At 71.9% G+C, this 16,298-nt stretch carries 17 protein-coding genes and 3 tRNA genes; 5 read left to right on the top strand and 15 right to left on the bottom strand.

Annotated elements, in window-relative coordinates:
- Positions 1-18: 18 nt before the first annotated feature.
- The 6 genes from ACH4VO_RS16860 to ACH4VO_RS16885 form a co-directional block, all read right to left on the bottom strand.
- Entirely contained in the window at positions 19-1,074 is a 1,056-nt protein-coding gene (locus ACH4VO_RS16860; protein ID WP_360997735.1) for a UDP-N-acetylmuramate dehydrogenase, read from the bottom strand.
- A gap of 153 nt (positions 1,075-1,227) precedes the next feature.
- Positions 1,228-1,656, bottom strand: coding sequence for a MaoC family dehydratase (locus ACH4VO_RS16865; RefSeq protein WP_360997737.1), 429 nt, complete (start codon positions 1,654-1,656; stop codon positions 1,228-1,230).
- On the bottom strand, positions 1,656-2,108 hold the full coding sequence (locus ACH4VO_RS16870) for a MaoC family dehydratase N-terminal domain-containing protein (protein ID WP_360997739.1): 453 nt from the start codon (positions 2,106-2,108) through the stop codon (positions 1,656-1,658). Before ACH4VO_RS16870 ends, ACH4VO_RS16865 begins: the two co-directional genes overlap by 1 nt.
- A gap of 112 nt (positions 2,109-2,220) precedes the next feature.
- Complete coding sequence (gene rpmG, locus ACH4VO_RS16875; protein WP_003956487.1) at positions 2,221-2,385, bottom strand: 50S ribosomal protein L33; 165 nt, start codon at positions 2,383-2,385, stop codon at positions 2,221-2,223.
- Between the two features lie 89 nt (positions 2,386-2,474).
- Positions 2,475-2,547 (bottom strand) — tRNA-Met (locus tag ACH4VO_RS16880).
- 45 nt (positions 2,548-2,592) lie between these two features.
- Positions 2,593-2,665: transfer RNA gene (locus tag ACH4VO_RS16885), tRNA-Thr, on the bottom strand.
- Positions 2,666-3,132: 467 nt separating this feature from the next.
- On the opposite strand from ACH4VO_RS16885, the gene ACH4VO_RS16890 reads away from it, so the two are divergent.
- A complete protein-coding gene (locus tag ACH4VO_RS16890; RefSeq protein WP_360997741.1) occupies positions 3,133-4,401 on the top strand; it encodes a hydrolase in 1,269 nt (422 codons plus the stop codon).
- 34 nt (positions 4,402-4,435) lie between these two features.
- Entirely contained in the window at positions 4,436-5,092 is a 657-nt protein-coding gene (locus ACH4VO_RS16895; protein ID WP_360997743.1) for an SDR family oxidoreductase, read from the top strand.
- Between the two features lie 112 nt (positions 5,093-5,204).
- Here the strand turns inward: ACH4VO_RS16895 and ACH4VO_RS16900 are convergent, their stop codons facing one another.
- Positions 5,205-5,561 carry a DUF1330 domain-containing protein gene (locus tag ACH4VO_RS16900; protein ID WP_360997745.1) on the bottom strand — a complete coding sequence of 119 codons (357 nt, stop codon included), beginning with the start codon at positions 5,559-5,561 and terminating at the stop codon, positions 5,205-5,207.
- A 250-nt stretch (positions 5,562-5,811) separates the two neighbouring features.
- On the bottom strand, positions 5,812-6,981 hold the full coding sequence (locus tag ACH4VO_RS16905) for a spore photoproduct lyase family protein (RefSeq protein ID WP_360997746.1): 1,170 nt from the start codon (positions 6,979-6,981) through the stop codon (positions 5,812-5,814).
- A gap of 508 nt (positions 6,982-7,489) precedes the next feature.
- Between ACH4VO_RS16905 and ACH4VO_RS16910 the strand changes: the two genes are divergently transcribed.
- Positions 7,490-9,079 (top strand): cryptochrome/photolyase family protein, encoded by a 1,590-nt coding sequence (locus tag ACH4VO_RS16910; protein ID WP_360997747.1) that lies wholly within the window; start codon positions 7,490-7,492, stop codon positions 9,077-9,079.
- A gap of 98 nt (positions 9,080-9,177) precedes the next feature.
- Here ACH4VO_RS16910 and ACH4VO_RS16915 read toward each other — a convergent pair.
- Positions 9,178-9,259, bottom strand: a tRNA-Tyr gene (locus ACH4VO_RS16915).
- Positions 9,260-9,423: 164 nt separating this feature from the next.
- On the opposite strand from ACH4VO_RS16915, the gene ACH4VO_RS16920 reads away from it, so the two are divergent.
- Both ACH4VO_RS16920 and ACH4VO_RS16925 read left to right on the top strand, forming a co-directional pair.
- Positions 9,424-9,912, top strand: coding sequence for a YajQ family cyclic di-GMP-binding protein (locus tag ACH4VO_RS16920; protein WP_069171205.1), 489 nt, complete (start codon positions 9,424-9,426; stop codon positions 9,910-9,912).
- 195 nt (positions 9,913-10,107) lie between these two features.
- A complete protein-coding gene (locus tag ACH4VO_RS16925; RefSeq protein ID WP_360985101.1) occupies positions 10,108-10,626 on the top strand; it encodes a methylated-DNA--[protein]-cysteine S-methyltransferase in 519 nt (172 codons plus the stop codon).
- Between the two features lie 57 nt (positions 10,627-10,683).
- Here ACH4VO_RS16925 and ACH4VO_RS16930 read toward each other — a convergent pair whose 3' ends face one another.
- From ACH4VO_RS16930 to ACH4VO_RS16955, 6 genes are all read right to left on the bottom strand, one after another.
- Positions 10,684-10,956 (bottom strand): GlsB/YeaQ/YmgE family stress response membrane protein, encoded by a 273-nt coding sequence (locus ACH4VO_RS16930; protein ID WP_267074168.1) that lies wholly within the window; start codon positions 10,954-10,956, stop codon positions 10,684-10,686.
- A gap of 143 nt (positions 10,957-11,099) precedes the next feature.
- On the bottom strand, positions 11,100-11,492 hold the full coding sequence (locus ACH4VO_RS16935; RefSeq protein ID WP_360985104.1) for a YccF domain-containing protein: 393 nt from the start codon (positions 11,490-11,492) through the stop codon (positions 11,100-11,102).
- Positions 11,489-12,352: a zinc metalloprotease HtpX gene (htpX, locus tag ACH4VO_RS16940; RefSeq protein ID WP_360985107.1), complete on the bottom strand. Its 864-nt coding sequence runs from the start codon at positions 12,350-12,352 to the stop codon at positions 11,489-11,491. Before htpX ends, ACH4VO_RS16935 begins: the two co-directional genes overlap by 4 nt.
- Positions 12,353-12,635: 283 nt before the next feature.
- On the bottom strand, positions 12,636-13,100 hold the full coding sequence (gene mscL / locus ACH4VO_RS16945; protein ID WP_069171209.1) for a large conductance mechanosensitive channel protein MscL: 465 nt from the start codon (positions 13,098-13,100) through the stop codon (positions 12,636-12,638).
- Between the two features lie 115 nt (positions 13,101-13,215).
- The gene (locus ACH4VO_RS16950) at positions 13,216-14,751 is read right to left on the bottom strand and encodes an NADH-quinone oxidoreductase subunit N (RefSeq protein WP_360985111.1); all 1,536 of its coding nucleotides are present in this window, start codon (positions 14,749-14,751) and stop codon (positions 13,216-13,218) included.
- On the bottom strand, positions 14,748-16,298 hold the full coding sequence (locus tag ACH4VO_RS16955; protein WP_360985876.1) for an NADH-quinone oxidoreductase subunit M: 1,551 nt from the start codon (positions 16,296-16,298) through the stop codon (positions 14,748-14,750). Before ACH4VO_RS16955 ends, ACH4VO_RS16950 begins: the two co-directional genes overlap by 4 nt.

A 16,298-nucleotide genomic window follows, 5' to 3' on the forward strand; every position in this document is an offset into this window, starting at 1 on the left:
TCCCCGCCGGCGCGGCCCCTACAGGCTGACGCCGACCGTCACCGGCTCGTTGACCAGCGTGATCCCGAAGGCGTCGTGGACCCCCGCGACGACCTCACGGGCCAGGGCGAGCAGGTCCTCGGTGGTCGCGTCGCCCCGGTTGGTGAGGGCGAGGGTGTGCTTGGTGGAGATGCGGGCGGGGCCCGCCCCGTACCCCTTGGTGAAACCGGCCCTGTCGATGAGCCAGGCGGCGGAGGTCTTCACCCGGCCGTCGCCGGCCGGGTAGGCGGGGGGCTCGGTGTCCTGGCCCAGGCGGTCCTTGGCACGGGCGAGGAAGGCGGCGTGCTCGGCGGTGTCGAGGACCGGGTTCATGAAGAAGGAGCCGGCCGACCAGGTGTCGTGGTCCTCCGGGTCGAGGACCATCCCCTTGCCGGCCCTCAGCCGCAGGACGGTCTCGCGGGCGGCCGAGGCGGGGACGCGCTCCCCCTGGCGGACGCCCATGGCCCGCGCCGTCTCCGGGTACAGGAGGGGCGCCGACAGGCCGTCCGCGTCCTCCAGCCCGAAGCGGACCCGGAGCACCACGAAGCGGTCGGGCTCCGCCTTGAAGCGGCTGTGGCGATAGGAGAACGCGCACGCACCGGCGGGGAGGGTGACCGTCTCACGGGTGTACCGGTCGTAGGCGACGACCTCGGTGATGACCGAGGACACCTCCTGGCCGTACGCCCCCACGTTCTGGATGGGCGTCGCCCCGGCGGATCCGGGGATCCCGGCGAGGCACTCGATCCCCGCGAGGCCGGCCTCGACCGTACGGGCCACGGCGTCGGTCCAGACCTCACCGGCGGCCAGCTCCAGCGTCGTACCGGAGAGGTCGAAGCCCTCGGTCGCGACGCGCAGGGCGATGCCGTCGAAGCCCTTGTCGCCGATGACCAGGTTGGAGCCGCCGCCGATGACCAGGAGCGGGGTGCCGCTCTCGTCGGCCTCGCGGACGGCGGCGATCACCTCGGCGTCGGTGGTGGCCGTCAGGAGGCGGTCGGCGGGGCCGCCGAGCCGGAAGGTGGTCAGGGGGGCGAGGGGGGCGTCGTGGAGTTCCTGCACGGGGACAAGAGTACGGTCCGTGGCCCCGCCGCTCGGGCGGGGCCACGGACCGTACTGACGCGGGCCTGACCGGGGCGTCCAGCCGTGGTGACCCGGGCCTCAGCGACCGTCCGGCCGTCGAGGGCCGGGCGGCGCCGCCTCGCCCGTAGCGGCTCAGGCCAGCCGTACGACCGCGCGGGACATGCCCAGCACCTTCTTACCCTCGCTCATCGCGGTCAGGTCGACCCGCACCAGGTTGTCGTCCAGCAGTGCGGCGACCTTGCCGCTGACCTCGACGGACGCGCCCGTGTCGTCGTTCGGTACGACGACCGGCTTGGTGAACCGCACCCCGTACTCGACGACGGCGCCCGGGTCACCGACCCAGTCCGTGACCACCCGGATCGCCTCCGCCATGGTGAACATGCCGTGGGCGATCACGTCCGGGAGGCCGACCTCGTGTGCGAACTTCTCGTTCCAGTGGATCGGGTTGAAGTCACCCGAGGCACCGGCGTACTGCACCAGCGTCGCCCGGTTCACGGGGAACGACTGCGCCGGCAGCTCCGTACCGACCTCGACCGAGCCGTAAGCGATTCCCGCAGTCATCACGCCTCCTCGGCGGCGCGCGCCACCAGCTTCGTCCACGCGGTCACGACATGCTCCCCGGACTCGTCGTGCACCTCGCCCCTGACGTCCACGATGTCGTTGCCCGCGAGCGACTTGATGGCCTCGATCGTCGAGGTGACCGTCAGCCGGTCCCCCGCCCGCACCGGACGGGTGTACGCGAACTTCTGGTCACCGTGCACCACACGGCTGTAGTCCAGGCCCAGCTGCGGGTCCTGCACCACCATGCGCGCGGCCTTGAAGGTGACCGAGAAGACGAACGTCGGCGGGGCGATCACGTCCGGGTGCCCCAGGGCCTTGGCCGCTTCCGGGTCCACATACGCGGGGTTACCGTCCCCCACCGCCTCCGCGAACTCCCGGATCTTCTCCCGGCCGACCTCGTACGCCGGGGTGGGCGGATAGGTCCGCCCCACGAAGGACTGGTCGAGCGCCATGAGCCCGCTACCTCCTGATGAAAAGTCGAGTGGTGCGCGGAACCACCCGAGCCGTCGGACAAAACGACACGAGGCCGCCCCCAGTGGGGACGGCCTCGTGTACGAGCCTGATTCAGCGCGTTTCGCGGTGCGCCGTGTGCGAGTTGCAGCGCGGGCAGTGCTTCTTCATCTCAAGACGGTCCGGGTTGTTACGCCGGTTCTTCTTGGTGATGTAGTTCCGCTCCTTGCACTCCACGCAGGCCAGCGTGATCTTCGGGCGGACGTCGGTGGCAGCCACGTGAGTGCTCCTTGGACGGACGGATGGACGGATGAACGCAAAAAAGAGTAGCCGATCGAAGGACCGACCCCACAATCGGCTACCGTAAGTAGCGGTGACCGGACTTGAACCGGTGACACAGCGATTATGAGCCGCTTGCTCTACCGACTGAGCTACACCGCTTTGATGACGAGCTCCCCCGCCGAAGCGGGGAGACCCGATCACCAGAGCCCCAATGCGGAATCGAACCGCAGACCTTCTCCTTACCATGGAGACGCTCTACCGACTGAGCTATTGGGGCGAGCGAGGAAGACATTACACGCTCCGTCGCCGATCGCCCAAATCCGTTTCCGCGACCCGCACCCGGTCCGTGATCACCCCCCGGGACGCGATCGCCCCTGGCCCCCTGACCGGCCGCTGATCAGGCCTTGATCAGGTCGTACGGCGTCCCTCCGCCCGCCCGGCGAGCCCTCGGACCCCCGCACGCCCCGGCCGCCCCGGAGGGCCACATTCGTACGACTTTTCCGCTCCTCCTCGGAGCGAGCCGGACACCCCCTGAGAGCTGTCCCGCACGTCCCCGGCGGGCGCTGCGACCACAGCTACGGCACCTCGCCGCGTTACCGGAACCTCCCCGTGCGTCCGTACGCGGACGCTCCTTTGCCGTGCGACGCACCGCATCCGACGCCGCGCGCTGATCCACCGGGAATCGCGGGACACCCCTTAGGCTCGGCCCACTCCGAGTGATCTTGTCCCTCTCCCAGGAGCGCGATGCCCGACAGCCGGCCGCGGCGGCCAGACGACAACGCGGCCGGCCCCGGCACCCCGGCCGGCACCTCCGCGCTCCTGCTCGGCGGCGCACGGCTCACGGACGGGCGCGTCGTGGACGTACGGATCAGCGGTGGGCGGATCGAGGCCGTCGGCACCGCGGGCAGCCTGACCACCCGGGGCGCCCGCCTGGACCTGCGCGGCTACCTCCTGTTGCCGGCCCCCGCGGAGCCGCACGCGCACGGCGACACGGCCCTCACCGCCGCCGCGGAGGGCACCGGCCCGGCGTCCCACCGCCCCGAGGACATCCGGCGCCGCGCCACCGAGGCGGCCCTCCTCCAGCTGAGCCACGGCGCCACGGCGGTCCGCGCCCATGTGCGCGTCGGCGACGTCCAGGGCCTCGCCTCCCTCGAAGCCGTCCTGGAGGCCCGCCGCTCCCTGCGCGGGCTCGTCGACGTGACCGCCGTCGCCGTCCCCCGGCTCCTCACCGGCGTCGCGGGCGCGGACGGCCTCGCCATGCTCCGCGAGGCCCTGGACATGGGTGCCGGGGTGGTCGGCGGCTGCCCCGACGTGGACCCCGACCCGGCGGGCTACGGCGAGGCCGTGCTGAACCTCGCCGCCGCTCGCGGCCGCCCCGTGGACCTCCACACGGACGCCGAGGACCCTGCCCGCCTCGCCCGGCTCGCCGCCATGGCCGGCGGGCTCCGCCCGGGCGTCAGCGTCGGCCCCTGCGCGGGCCTCTCCGGGCTTCCGGCCGGCGCGGCGGGCCGTGCGGCCGACCAGCTGGCCGCCGCCGCCGTGACGGTGGTCTGCCTCCCCCAGGGCGGCTGCTCGGGCGCCCGGATCACCGGGGCGGCCCCGGTCGCCCTGCTGCGGGCCGCCGGGGTGCGCGTGGCCGCGGGCAGCGGCGCGCTGCGCGACGCCGCCAACTCCGTGGGGCGGGGCGACCCGCTGGAGGCGGCCTACCTCCTGGCCTCGCAGAGCGGCCTCGGCCCCGGACAGGCCTACGACGCCGTCTCGTCCACCGCCCGAGCGGTCATGGGCCTGCCCGGCGTACGCATCGAGGCCGGCTTCCCCGCGGAACTGCTCGCCGTCCGCGGGGAACTGCTGTCCGGGGCCCTCTCGCTCGCGTACAGCCGGATCGTGGTGCACCGCGGACGCGTGGTGGCCCGGACCAGCGCCGTGCGCGAGTACTGCGGCTCCGAGGCGACCGCCGCCCTGGACCTGCCCCGCCAGGGCCGCACCGATTCCGGCCCCGGCGGCGGACCTTGAGCGCGAGTGGGCGCTGCGGCGTACCGTCGGAAGCATGCGCATTGTCATTGCAGGAGGACACGGTCAGATCGCGCTCCGCCTCGAGCGGCTGCTCGCCGCGCGCGGCGACGAAGCGGTCGGCATCATCCGCAACCCCCAGCAGAGCGAGGACCTCCGCTCGGCCGGGGCCGAGCCCGTCGTGCTCGACCTCGAATCCGCCACGACGGAGGAGGTCGCCGAGGTCCTGCGGGGCGCCGACGCGGCGGTCTTCGCGGCCGGCGCCGGCCCCAGCAGCGGGATCGAACGCAAGGCCACGGTGGACCGCGGCGCGGCCGTGCTCTTCGCGGACGCGGCGGAGCAGGCGGGCGTGCGCCGCTACGTCGTCGTCTCCTCCATGGGAGCCGACCCCGGCCATCCGGGCGACGAGGTCTTCGACGCCTATCTGAGAGCCAAGGGCGAGGCGGACGCGTACGTACGGTCGAGGGCCGGCCTCGACTGGACGATCCTGCGGCCCGGGATGCTCGTGAACGACGCCGGTACGGGCCGGGTCCTGATGGCCGCCTCCACGGGCCGCGGCCCGGTCCCGCGCGACGATGTGGCGGCCGCACTGCTGGAGTTGCTGGACACCCCCGCGACGGCGGGCCTGACCCTGGAGCTCATCTCGGGCGAGCAGCCGGTGACGGTCGCGGTGAAGGGCGTCGCGGGCAACTGAGCCGGGCCCGGAGCCCGCTGCCCGACCGGGTGGCTCCCGTCGTCGTGCGACGTACGCGCCCCGGGGTCACCGCGCGAACTGCGGTCGTCGTGCGACGTCCTCGCGCTGGCGGTTACCGCGCGGGCTCCCCGGACAGGGCGTCCCGCATCGTCTTCGCGGTGGCCCGCGGGTCGTAGCCCTCGGGGACGCCCTCGACCAGGATGATGTCGCCCGCGATGTGCCGCGAGCGCCGTGGAGCGATCTCCTGGTACGCGGGCGAGTCCCACCACGCCCGGGCCTCGTCGATCCCGGGGAAACCGATGATCACGACGGCTCCGGCCCAGCTGCCCTCCCTCACCTCGTGCGGTGTGGCGTGCACGAGGAAGCGGCCGCCGTACGGCTCGAAGGTGCCGGGAATGCGCTCGATGTACTCGGCGATCTCGGGGTGGGGGGCGGAGTCCTGCAGGTGGGCTACGGCGTAGGCGGGCATGGTGTCCTTCCGGTCGGTCGGGCTCCGTACGCCGGAGATCGTGGCATGGCGGTGAGGTCGGGGTCGATGACCTGAGAGGTAAGCGAACCGGTCCGGGGGTGTGCCCGTCCCGCCGGGGGACGAGGGGTGTCGCGGCGGTCCCGGGCGCCGGCCGTGTCCCCGTGGGCGGGTGGGGGCCGGACGGAGCCGTCGAGGGCCGCGGTGGTCATCCCCGCCACGGCTGACGACGAGCGCAGGACGCCGAACGGGCTCAGAACGCGTACCGGATCCGCAGCCACGGTGTGTGGGCCCTCATCAGCTCCCGCAGGCTGCTGAGGGCCTCGTGCTTGACCTCGCGGGCGTAGCGGACGTTGAGGGCGCCGTTCTCCGAGCGTTTGGTCTCCTGCGCCGTCGGCTGCCACAGAACGTCCTCGGCCCGCGGGTGCCAGCCGAGGTTGACCTCATGGAGCTGCTGGTTGTGGGTCAGCATGATGATCTCGGCCGCCGCCTGCTCCTTCACCCGGGCGGGGAGGACGTCGTCGAGGTGGACGAGCAGCTGGGCCCAGTCGTGTCGCCAGCCGGGGCGCAGCACCACCGGTGAGAGGTTGAAGTGCACCTCGTAGCCCGCGTCCACGAAGTCGGCAGCGGCGGCGATGCGGTCCGCGACCGGGCTGGTGCGGATGTCCAGCAGGCGGGAGTCCTCGGCGGGCATCACCGAGAAACGCACCCGGGTACGGGCGCGGGGGTCCAGCGCGAGCAGATCCGGGTTGACGAACTTGGTGGCGAACGACGCCTTCGCGGTGGGCAGCCCCCGGAACGCGGCGACGAGGTCGGCCGTGTTGTCGCTGACGAGGGCGTCGACGGAACAGTCGCCGTTCTCGCCGATGTCGTACACCCAGGACCGCGGGTCGCACTGGTTGGGCTGCTGTTTGGGGCCCTGCGCCTGTACGTGCCGCCTGACGTGGGCGACGATCGCCTCGATGTTGGTGCACAGCGTGATCGGATTGGCGTAGCCCTTGCGGCGGGGAACGTAGCAGTAGGCGCAGGCCATGGCGCAGCCGTTGGAGGCGCCCGGGGCGATCCAGTCGGCCGACCTGCCGTTGGGCCGGGTCGTCAGGGTCTGTCTGACCCCCAGGACCAGTGTCTCGGTCTTGACGCGGGCCCAGCGCTCGACGTTGCCCTCGTTTCCGTGCAGCGAGGGGATGCGCCAGTGGCTGGGCACCTCCGTGACGGGCACTCCCGGCAGCCGTGCGAGGATCTGCCGGCCACGGGGGGCGGCGAGCGCGGCGGGTTCGGCGTACACCTCCCGGATGTCCAGCATCCGCCGCGCCTGAGGGCTGTCACGGAACCCGCCGGCCGCCGGCGGGGAGGCGTCCTCCCAGTCGAAGAGCGCCGGCTGCTCGGGCCCTTCCGGTGAGGGCCCCGCGGGACGAGGGTTCACGGCACTGCCCCTGTTCCTGTTCCAGGTGTGCGTTCGGGTTCCTGGTTTCGTTCCTGGCACGCCCGGCCTCCGGGAGCCCGTACCGAGACCTTCCCGGTGCGGGGCCTCCGGGCGCGAGGCCCTCTCGCGCGAGCCGCACGTGTCCGCGGACGGGTTCGAGGGTACGCCGGGGTGCCGCGGGGAGGCGCCTGCCCCGCGGTACCGCGGCGCGCGGCCCAGGCAGCACGTCCTGCGGCTCGGACACCGCGTGCCCGTCCGCCGCAGGAGCGGCCGGTGTGCCGGGGCCGTCCCCCCGCGCCGGTCCGGCGGAGTGTCGGCGCGCGGGCGGCGGCGGAGGCTGGCAGCATCGGCCGGGCGGGAGACCCGTGGCCAGGGTGGTCGCGGTACGGCCACGCCGGTCACCCTCTCCGGCCGCTGCGCCGGACCCTTCGACCCGCCCTCGCCCCGGTCGCGCCGTCAGCCCGGCGCCGTACCCGCGCGGGCCTCCGGCCGCGAGAGGCGGAACTCCATGACGCCACGCCCCCACTGGCTGTTCGGGGACCAGCTCGGCCCGCATTTCCTCGACCCGCGCCACGGCGGTCCCGACGTCCGGGCGCCGGTGGTCATGATCGAGGCGCGCTCGGTGCTGCGCCGGCGCCGTTTCCACCGCGCCAAGGCCCACCTGGTGCTGTCGGCGATGCGGCACCGTGCGGCCGAACTCGGAGACCGGGTCACCTACGTCCGGGCCGAGACGTACGCCGAGGGCCTGGAGCGGGCCCTCGGCCGCCCGGTGCCCCGCGGGCCGATACCTCGAGGCAGGGCCACGGGCCCGTCCGGGGACCGCGGCGCCGGGGACCGCGGTGCCGGGGACCGGCTGACGGTCTGCGGCCCCACCTCCCGCCGGGCCCGGGATTTCGCCGGCGCCTTGGAGGGCGTGCAGATCCTGCCGCCGAGAGGCTTCATGGTGAGCCAGGACGACTTCGCCGCCTGGGCCGGGCGGAGCAGCGGACAGGGCCTGCGTCTGGAGGGCTTCTACCGCTGGGTGCGCGAGCGGCACGACCTGCTCATGGACGGCGACGGGCCTGCCGGCGGGAGGTGGAACCTGGACCACGAGAACCGTGAAGCCCCGCCGCGGGGCCGGGACACCCTCGAGGTCCGGGGCCCCTGGCAGCCGCGCGAGGACGCCATCGACGAGGAGGTCCGCCACGACCTCGACCGCTGGGAGCGCGACGGTGATGTCTCCTTCGTCGGCCGCGACGGCCCGAGGCGCTTTCCCGCCACCCGTCGCGAGGCGCTGTCCACGCTGCGGCACTTCGTCACCCACCGCCTGCCGACGTTCGGGCGGTACGAGGACGCCATGCTCGCGGCCGACCCGGTGATGAGCCACAGCCTCCTCTCCGCCCCGCTGAACCTCGGTCTCCTCGACCCGGCCGAGTGCGTGGAGCGGGCCGAAGATGCCTACCGCGCCGGCGACGCCCCTCTCAACAGCGTCGAGGGCTTCGTCCGGCAGATCGCCGGCTGGCGTGAGTACGTCTGGCACCTGTACTGGCACTTCGGGGAGGACTACCGTCACCGCAACGCACTGCACCACACCGCCCCGCTGCCCGACTGGTTCCTCGACCTGGACGCCGACGCGGTCACCGCCAACTGTCTGTCCACCGTGCTCGCGCAGGTGCGGGACACCGGCTGGACCCACCACATCCCGCGCCTGATGGTGCTCGGCAGCCGCGCTCTGCAGGACGGCTGGGATCCGGCTGCCGTCACCGACTGGTTCCACCGCTGCTTCGTCGACGGCTACGACTGGGTCATGCTGCCCAACGTCACCGGCATGTCCCAGTACGCCGACGGGGGTCTCATGACCACCAAGCCGTACACCTCGGGCGGCGCGTACATCAACAGGATGAGCGACCTGTGCGGACCCTGTGCCTACCACCCGGCGCACCGCACCGGCGACGACGCCTGCCCCTACACCGCCGGCTACTGGGCCTTCCTTCACCGCCACCGCACGCGCCTCGCCGCCAACCACCGCACCGCCCGCGCCGTCCGGGGCCTCGACCGGCTCACGGACGTCCAGGAGGTCCTCGACACGGCGGCCCGGCGGGGGGCCACGCCCCCTTGAACCGCCCGCGGCGCACCGCTCGGTGGCCCGGCCCGTACACATGCAGAAACCCCGCCCGACCTGGTGTTCAATCAGGTCGGACGGGGTTTCCCCTCCTGTGGCGGCGCCAGGGTTCGAACCTGGGTAGGCGAAGCCGGCAGATTTACAGTCTGCTCCCTTTGGCCACTCGGGCACACCGCCTGGAACGACGCGTCGGAATCCGTTACGGGGCTCCTTGGCGACGACGTAAACGATACCCGATGCTCAGGGGTGCTCCGCCACCCGATTGATCAGTGCTCGGGGCGCGCGGGGGTGGCTAGGCTTTGTGCCGTACCCAACGCTTACGACACAAGGAGCCACACGTCATGGCCGACTCCAGTTTCGACATCGTCTCGAAGGTCGAGCGGCAGGAGGTCGACAACGCCCTCAACCAGGCCGCCAAGGAGATCTCCCAGCGTTACGACTTCAAGGGCACGGGTGCCTCGATCGCGTGGTCCGGCGAGAAGATCCTGATGGAGGCGAACGGCGAGGAGCGGGTCAAGGCGATCCTCGACATCTTCCAGTCCAAGCTGATCAAGCGCGGGATCTCCCTCAAGTCGCTGGACGCGGGCGAGCCGCAGCTGTCCGGCAAGGAGTACAAGATCTTCGCCACGATCGAGGAAGGCATCTCCCAGGAGAACGCCAAGAAGGTGGCGAAGATCATTCGCGATGAGGGGCCCAAGGGTGTCAAGGCGCAGGTCCAGGGCGACGAGCTGCGGGTCAGCTCGAAGAGCCGGGACGACCTGCAGGCGGTGCAGGCGCTGCTGAAGGGCAAGGACTTCGACTTCGCCGTGCAGTTCGCCAACTACCGGTAGCCGGATCGCTGCCGTGTGCAGCGTTGCGGGCGGGGCGGCCCGCGCCGGACGGACGGCGCGGGCCGCCCCGCTTCCGCCGTAGGGGTGCGCGATGTCCGAATACCGCCGGTCATGGCCTTCCCGGAACCGCAGACTCGGGGGTGTACGGACGTGAGCGGACCGGTTGCGGGGCCCGCCGGACAGGGAGCGTGAGGCGTGACGGCGACGGTGTACGCGAGGGTGGACAGCCCGCTGGGTGAGCTGCTGCTGGTCGGCGAGGAGCGTACGGACGCGGCGGACGGGGTGGTTCTCGCCTCGCTGTCCCTGCCGGGACAGAAGGGTGCCGCGGTCGTGCGGGAGGACTGGCGGCACGCACCGGAGGCGTTCACCGGGATCACCGAGCAGCTGGCCGCCTACTTCGCGGGGCGGCTGACCCACTTCGACATCCCGTACGCGGACGGCGTGGGCACGGAGTTCCAGCAGCGGGTCTGGAAGACCCTGGACACCATTCCGTACGGGGAGACGGTGTCGTACGGGCAGATCGCCGCTCAGGTGGGGTCACTGGGGGCGGGGGTGCGGGCGGTCGGCACGGCGATCGGGCGTAATCCGCTGCTGGTGGTCCGCCCGTGTCACCGCGTGATCGGTGCGGACGGAGCTCTGCGGGGCTACGCCGGCGGGGTGGGGCGCAAGGAGCAGCTGCTGGGGCTGGAGGGCGCGCTGCCGGCGGTGCGGTGAACCGTGGGTCCCGGGGCCGCCGTGTCGACGTCTTGCGACGCCGCGCGCCCGGCCGGGTCAGCGGCGGTCGCGGGAGTTGCCGAAGAGCAGGCGGTAGGCGATCAGCAGGACCAGGGATCCGGCGATGGCCGCGACCCAGGTGGCCGTGTCGTAGAAGTCGGTCGAGATCGGGCGGTCGAGGAAGCGGGACGACAGCCAGCCACCGAGGAAGGCGCCCACGATGCCGATCAGCGTGGTGCCGACGATCCCGCCCGGGTCGCGGCCGGGCAGCAGGAGCTTGGCTATGGCGCCTGCCAGGAGACCGAGAATGATCCAGCTGATGATGCTCATGATCACGAACCTACCCGTCACTTGATCCTGTACGCCAGGACGTGTGACGGGCGGTCACGGTTGCCCCCAGGAGGTCGTGGTTGCCGCGGGCAGCGCGGTCGCCAGGCGGTCGCGGTTGCCGGGCGCCCTCTGCCCGTCAGCCCTCAGCGAGCGGCGAAGGCCTGGTCGGTGCGGACGATCTCCTTGCCGAAGGGCATCAGCGAGACCGGGATGAGCTTGAAGTTGGCGATGCCCAGCGGGATTCCGATGATGGTGACGCACAGGGCGATGCCGGTGAAGATGTGGCCGAGCGCGAGCCACCAGCCGGCCAGGATCACCCAGAGGATGTTCCCGATGAGGGAGGGGCTGCCGGCGTCGTGGCGGTCGACCACGGTGTAGCCGAAGGGCCATAGCGCGTACACGCCGATGCGGAACGCGGCGACCCCGAAGGGGATGCCGATGATCGTGATGCACAGCAGGAGGCCCGCGGCGACGTAGCCGAGGAACATCCAGAAGCCGCACAGGATCAGCCATATGACGTTCAGGATTGTGTTCACGGTCGATACCCTGCCATCTGCTCGAGTCGGGCGATGCGTTCCGCCATGGGCGGGTGGGTGGAGAACATCTTGGACATGCCCTGGCCGGGGCGGAACGGGTTCGCGATCATCATGTGGCTCGCGGTCTCGATCCTCGGTTCGGGCGGCAGCGGGAGCTGTTCGGTGCCGGCTTCCAGTTTGCGCAGGGCGCCGGCGAGGGCGAGCGGGTCGCCGGTCAGCTGGGCGCCGGAGGCGTCGGCCTCGTACTCCCGGGAGCGGCTGACGGCGAGCTGGATGACGGAGGCGGCGAGGGGGCCGAGGATCATCACCAGCAGCATCCCTACGATGCCGGGGCCCTCGTCGTCGTCGGACCGGCCGACCGGGATGAGCCAGGCGAAGTTGACCAGGAACATGACGACGGAGGCGAGTGCGCCCGCGACGGACGAGATGAGGATGTCGCGGTTGTAGACGTGGCTGAGCTCGTGGCCGAGAACGCCCCGCAGCTCCCGCTCGTCGAGGATCTGGAGGATGCCCTCGGTGCAGCAGACGGCGGCGTTGCGCGGGTTCCGACCGGTGGCGAAGGCGTTGGGTGCCTGCGTCGGGGAGATGTAGAGCCGGGGCATGGGCTGGCGGGCGGCCGTCGAGAGCTCACGGACGATGCGGAAGAGCTGCGGCGCCTCGAACTCACTGACCGGCCGGGCCCGCATGGCGCGCAGGGCCAGCTTGTCGCTGTTCCAGTACGCGTAGGCGTTGGTGGCGAGCGCGACGAGCAGGGCGATGATCAGGCCCGTGCGTCCGAAGAAACTGCCGATGACGATGATGAGCGCGGACAGTCCCCCGAGGAGTACTGCGGTCTTCAGCCCGTTGTGCCGGCGGTGCACGGTACGCCCTCCAAGTGGTGCGGTAGGGGAACCCTTGCTCGGTGGTGCTCCACTCCCAGTGGAGCCTCCCGTACCGGTCAACGCGAGGCGGCGGGAGCTAGTTCCCTTGTGCGGCGGGGCGGGGCACAGGGCGAAGGGGCGGAGCTGGTCCAGGGTGGACCGATCCGCCCCTGGGCCGTACGGGTGGCATGTGCCCGCCGGGCCGGCGGAGGGGGCGCGCCTGCCGCGCGGAGGGTGCCTGTCCGCCTGGGGCGGATGCGCCGTACGCCGGTGGCGGGCGGGGTCAGCGCTGGGCGGGGAGGCCGGCGAGTGCGCGGGCCTCCGGGTCCGGCTCGACGTCGCTGGTGCAGTGGCCGCAGCGGGTGGCGATGGCGGGGATCTCGGTGAAGCAGCGCGGGCAGTCGCGCAGCGCGGCCTTGATGTCGGCCTGCTTCTCGTCCTCCTTGGCCGTGAAGCGGTTCTGGACCTGGGCCATGGGGACGACGACCAGGAAGTAGAGCACGGCGGCGGTGATGACGAAGGCGATGGCCGCGCTGACGAAGAGGCCGTACGGGAACTTCACCCCGTCGACCGTGAAGACGGCCTTGCTGAAGTCGCCGGTTCCCCGGGTGAAGAGCCCGATCAGAGGAACGATGAACGCGTTGCTGAAGCCGGTGACGACTGCGGTGAACGCGGCTCCGACGGCGAGGCCGATGGCCATGGAGATGACGTTTCCGCGCAGAATGAAGTCTTTGAACCCGTTCAGCACCGCTTTGCTCCTTGTTGCTCTGTTCAGGTGACGCGTGCACGCAAGACCATGCCCTGTGCGCGCCCGCACGGGCAAGCCGATGTTCCTACGGTCCAGGGGGTCACGCGCGCAGGGGTCAGAAGAGACTGACGGCGGCGAAGCGGAGAACCAGCTGGGGGGCGCCGGAGAGGGCGAGCGCGGCGGCTGCGGTGAGCGCGATCGCGGTGGTCAGAGGCACCGGGACGCCGAGCGTGCGGGCAACGGGTGCCTGCACGCCCTCCGGTGCGCCTTCCGGGGCGCGGAAGAGTGCCGCGGTCCACCGGAGGTAGTAGTACAGCGCGATCACCACGTTGACGGCCATGACGACGGCGAGCCAGCCGAGCCCGGCGTCGACAGCCGCCGAGAAGACCGTGACTTTGGCGAAGAGGCCGATGATGCCGGGTGGCAGTCCGGCCAGGCAGAGCAGGAAGAAGGCCATGACGAGGGCCGCCACGGGGCGGGTGGCGTACAGGCCGCCGTAGTCGGCGAGGCGGTTGCCGGGGTGGCTGCGTGCGACGAGGGCGACCACGGCGAACGCCCCGAGGTTCACGGCGGCGTACATGAGGGCGTACGCGACGGTGGAGCCGATCTGCTCGTCGCCGGAGTACGCGGCGGCGGCGATGGGGACGAGCAGGTAGCCGGCCTGGCCGACGGACGACCAGGCCAGCAGGCGTACGGCGCTGCGTGCGCGGGTGGCGCTCTGCCGGAGTGCGGCCACGTTCCCGACGGTCATGGTGAGGGCGGCGAGGACCGCGAGGGCGGGCCCCCAGACGTCGGCGTACGCCGGGAAGCCGATCACGGTGACGAGGATCAGCCCGGAGAACCCGACGGCCTTGCCGACGACGGAGAGGTAGGCGGCGATGGGGAGCGGGGCTCCGACGTAGGTGTCGGGGACCCAGAAGTGGAAGGGCGCGGCGGCCGTCTTGAAGGCGAAGCCGACGAGCGTGAGGACGACCCCCGCCTCGGCGAGGGTTGCGAACCGGCCGGGTACGTCGTCGAGACGTGCGGCGATCTCCGTGAGGTGCAGGGTGCCGGTCGTCGCGTAGACGAAGCTGACGCCCAAGAGCATGACGGCGGTGGCGACGACGGAGGACAGGAAGAACTTCAGGGCCGCCTCGGAGGAGCGGCGGTCACCGCGTTTGATCCCGACGAGGGCGAAGGCGGGGAGTGAGGCGACTTCGAGGGCGACGACGAGGGTGGCGAGGTCGCGGGCGGCGGGCAGCAGCGCGGCGCCCGCCACGGAGGACAGCAGCAGGAACCAGAACTCGCCCGCCGGGAGCCTGCGGGTGTCGCCGAGTGACAGCAGTGCGGTGAGCAGTGCGCCGCCGAGCACGAGGGCCTGGATGACGAGGGCGAAGTGGTCGGCCGCGTAGCTGCAGGCCTGCGTCCCGCCGGTGAGGCAGAAGGTGGAGCGGTCTCCGGCCCGCAGGGGGACGAGCAGGGCGAGCGCGGCGACGAGCCCGGCGACGGCTCCGTAGCCGAGCAGCGGCTTCTGCCGCTCGGGGACGAACAGGTCGGCGACCAGGACGAGCAGCGCCACGGACGCGGCGACGACGGGGGGCGCGACGGCGAGCCAGTCGACGGACTGGACGAGGCTCGCGGCCCCGGTTGCGCTGTCGGCTGCCACGGTCACGACTTGCCTCCTGCGAGGAGCTTCTGCACGGCCGGGTCGGTGAGGCCGAGAAGGACGGCCGGCCAGAGTCCGGCGAGGACGGTGAGAGCGGCGAGCGGGGTCCAGGTGGCGAGTTCGTAGCCCTGGACGTCGGCGAGCGGGTGCGGCTGTTCACGGTTCCCGCCCATGCAGACACGGCGGACGACCATGAGCATGTACGCGGCAGTGAGCAGGGTGCCGAGGGCGCCGAGGGACATGTACGTGAGGAAGGCGGGGCGGCTGAGGCCCTCGGCGGGGTCGAAGGCACCGAACAGGGTGAGCATCTCCCCCCAGAACCCGGCCAGGCCGGGGAGACCGAGCGAGGCGATGGCCGCGAACGCGAGCAGGCCGCCCAGGCGGGGGGCGCGGCCGTAGAGGGCGGCCCCGGTCGCTCCCGACAGGGTGTCCAGATCGGCTGTGCCGTAGCGGTCCTTGACGGCTCCGACCAAGAAGAACAGCAGGCCGGTGATGAGGCCGTGGGCGATGTTGGCGAACAGGGCGCCGTTGACTCCGGTGGGGGTCATGGTCGCGATGCCGAGGAGGACGAAGCCCATGTGGCCCACGGAGGAGTAGGCGATGAGGCGCTTGAGGTCGCCCTGGGCGCCGCGGCGGACGAGGGCGAGGCAGGCGAGGGACCCGTAGATGATCCCGACGACAGCGAACGCCGCGAGATACGGCGCGAAGGTCCGCATCCCGTCGGGGGCGACGGGGAGCAGGATACGGACGAATCCGTACGTACCCATCTTGAGCAGGACGCCGGCGAGGAGGACGGAGCCGACGGTCGGGGCGGCGGTGTGGGCGTCGGGCAGCCAACTGTGCAGCGGCCACATGGGGGTCTTCACCGCGAGGCCGACGCCGATGGCCAGTACGGCGGTGACCTGCACGGACGCGGTGAGACCGCGGCCGTTGTCAGTGGCGAGTGCCACCATGTCGAAGGTGCCGCTCTTCAGCCCGACAAGGAGCAGCCCCAGCAGCATGATCACGGAACCGAGCAGGGTGTAGAGGATGAACTTCCAGGCGGCGGGCTGCTTCCGGTCGCCGCCCCAGCGGGCGATGAGGAAGTACATCGGGATGAGGACCGTCTCGAAGGCCAGGAAGAACAGCAGCAGGTCGAGGACGGCGAAGGTCGCCAGCGTGCCGGACTCGAGGAGGAGGACGAGTGCGACGAAGCCCTTCGCGGAGGGGCCCGCGGGGAGCTTGAAGTAGCTGTAGAGCGCGCAGAGGAAGGTCAGCAGCGCGGTCAGGACGAGAAGGGGGAGCGAGATGCCGTCCGTACCGAGATGGATCCGCACGTCGAGTGCCGGGATCCAGCTGATGTCCGTGGTGGCCTGCATCCTCGACGGGTGGCTGTGGTCGAAGCCCGCGGCCAGGAGGAGGGCGGCGAGCAGGACCGCGCCGGTCACGGTCACGCCGTGGCGGAGTACGGCCTGGCCGGGGTCCCTTCCCCTGAGTCCCGGCGGGGCGGGCAGCAGTGCGGCGACCGCGCCGAGGAGCGGGGCTACGACGATGAACGCCAGAAGGAACTGCAT

The sequence above is a fragment of the Streptomyces sp. NPDC020780 genome (assembly GCF_044334475.1).
Lineage (GTDB): Bacteria > Actinomycetota > Actinomycetes > Streptomycetales > Streptomycetaceae > Streptomyces.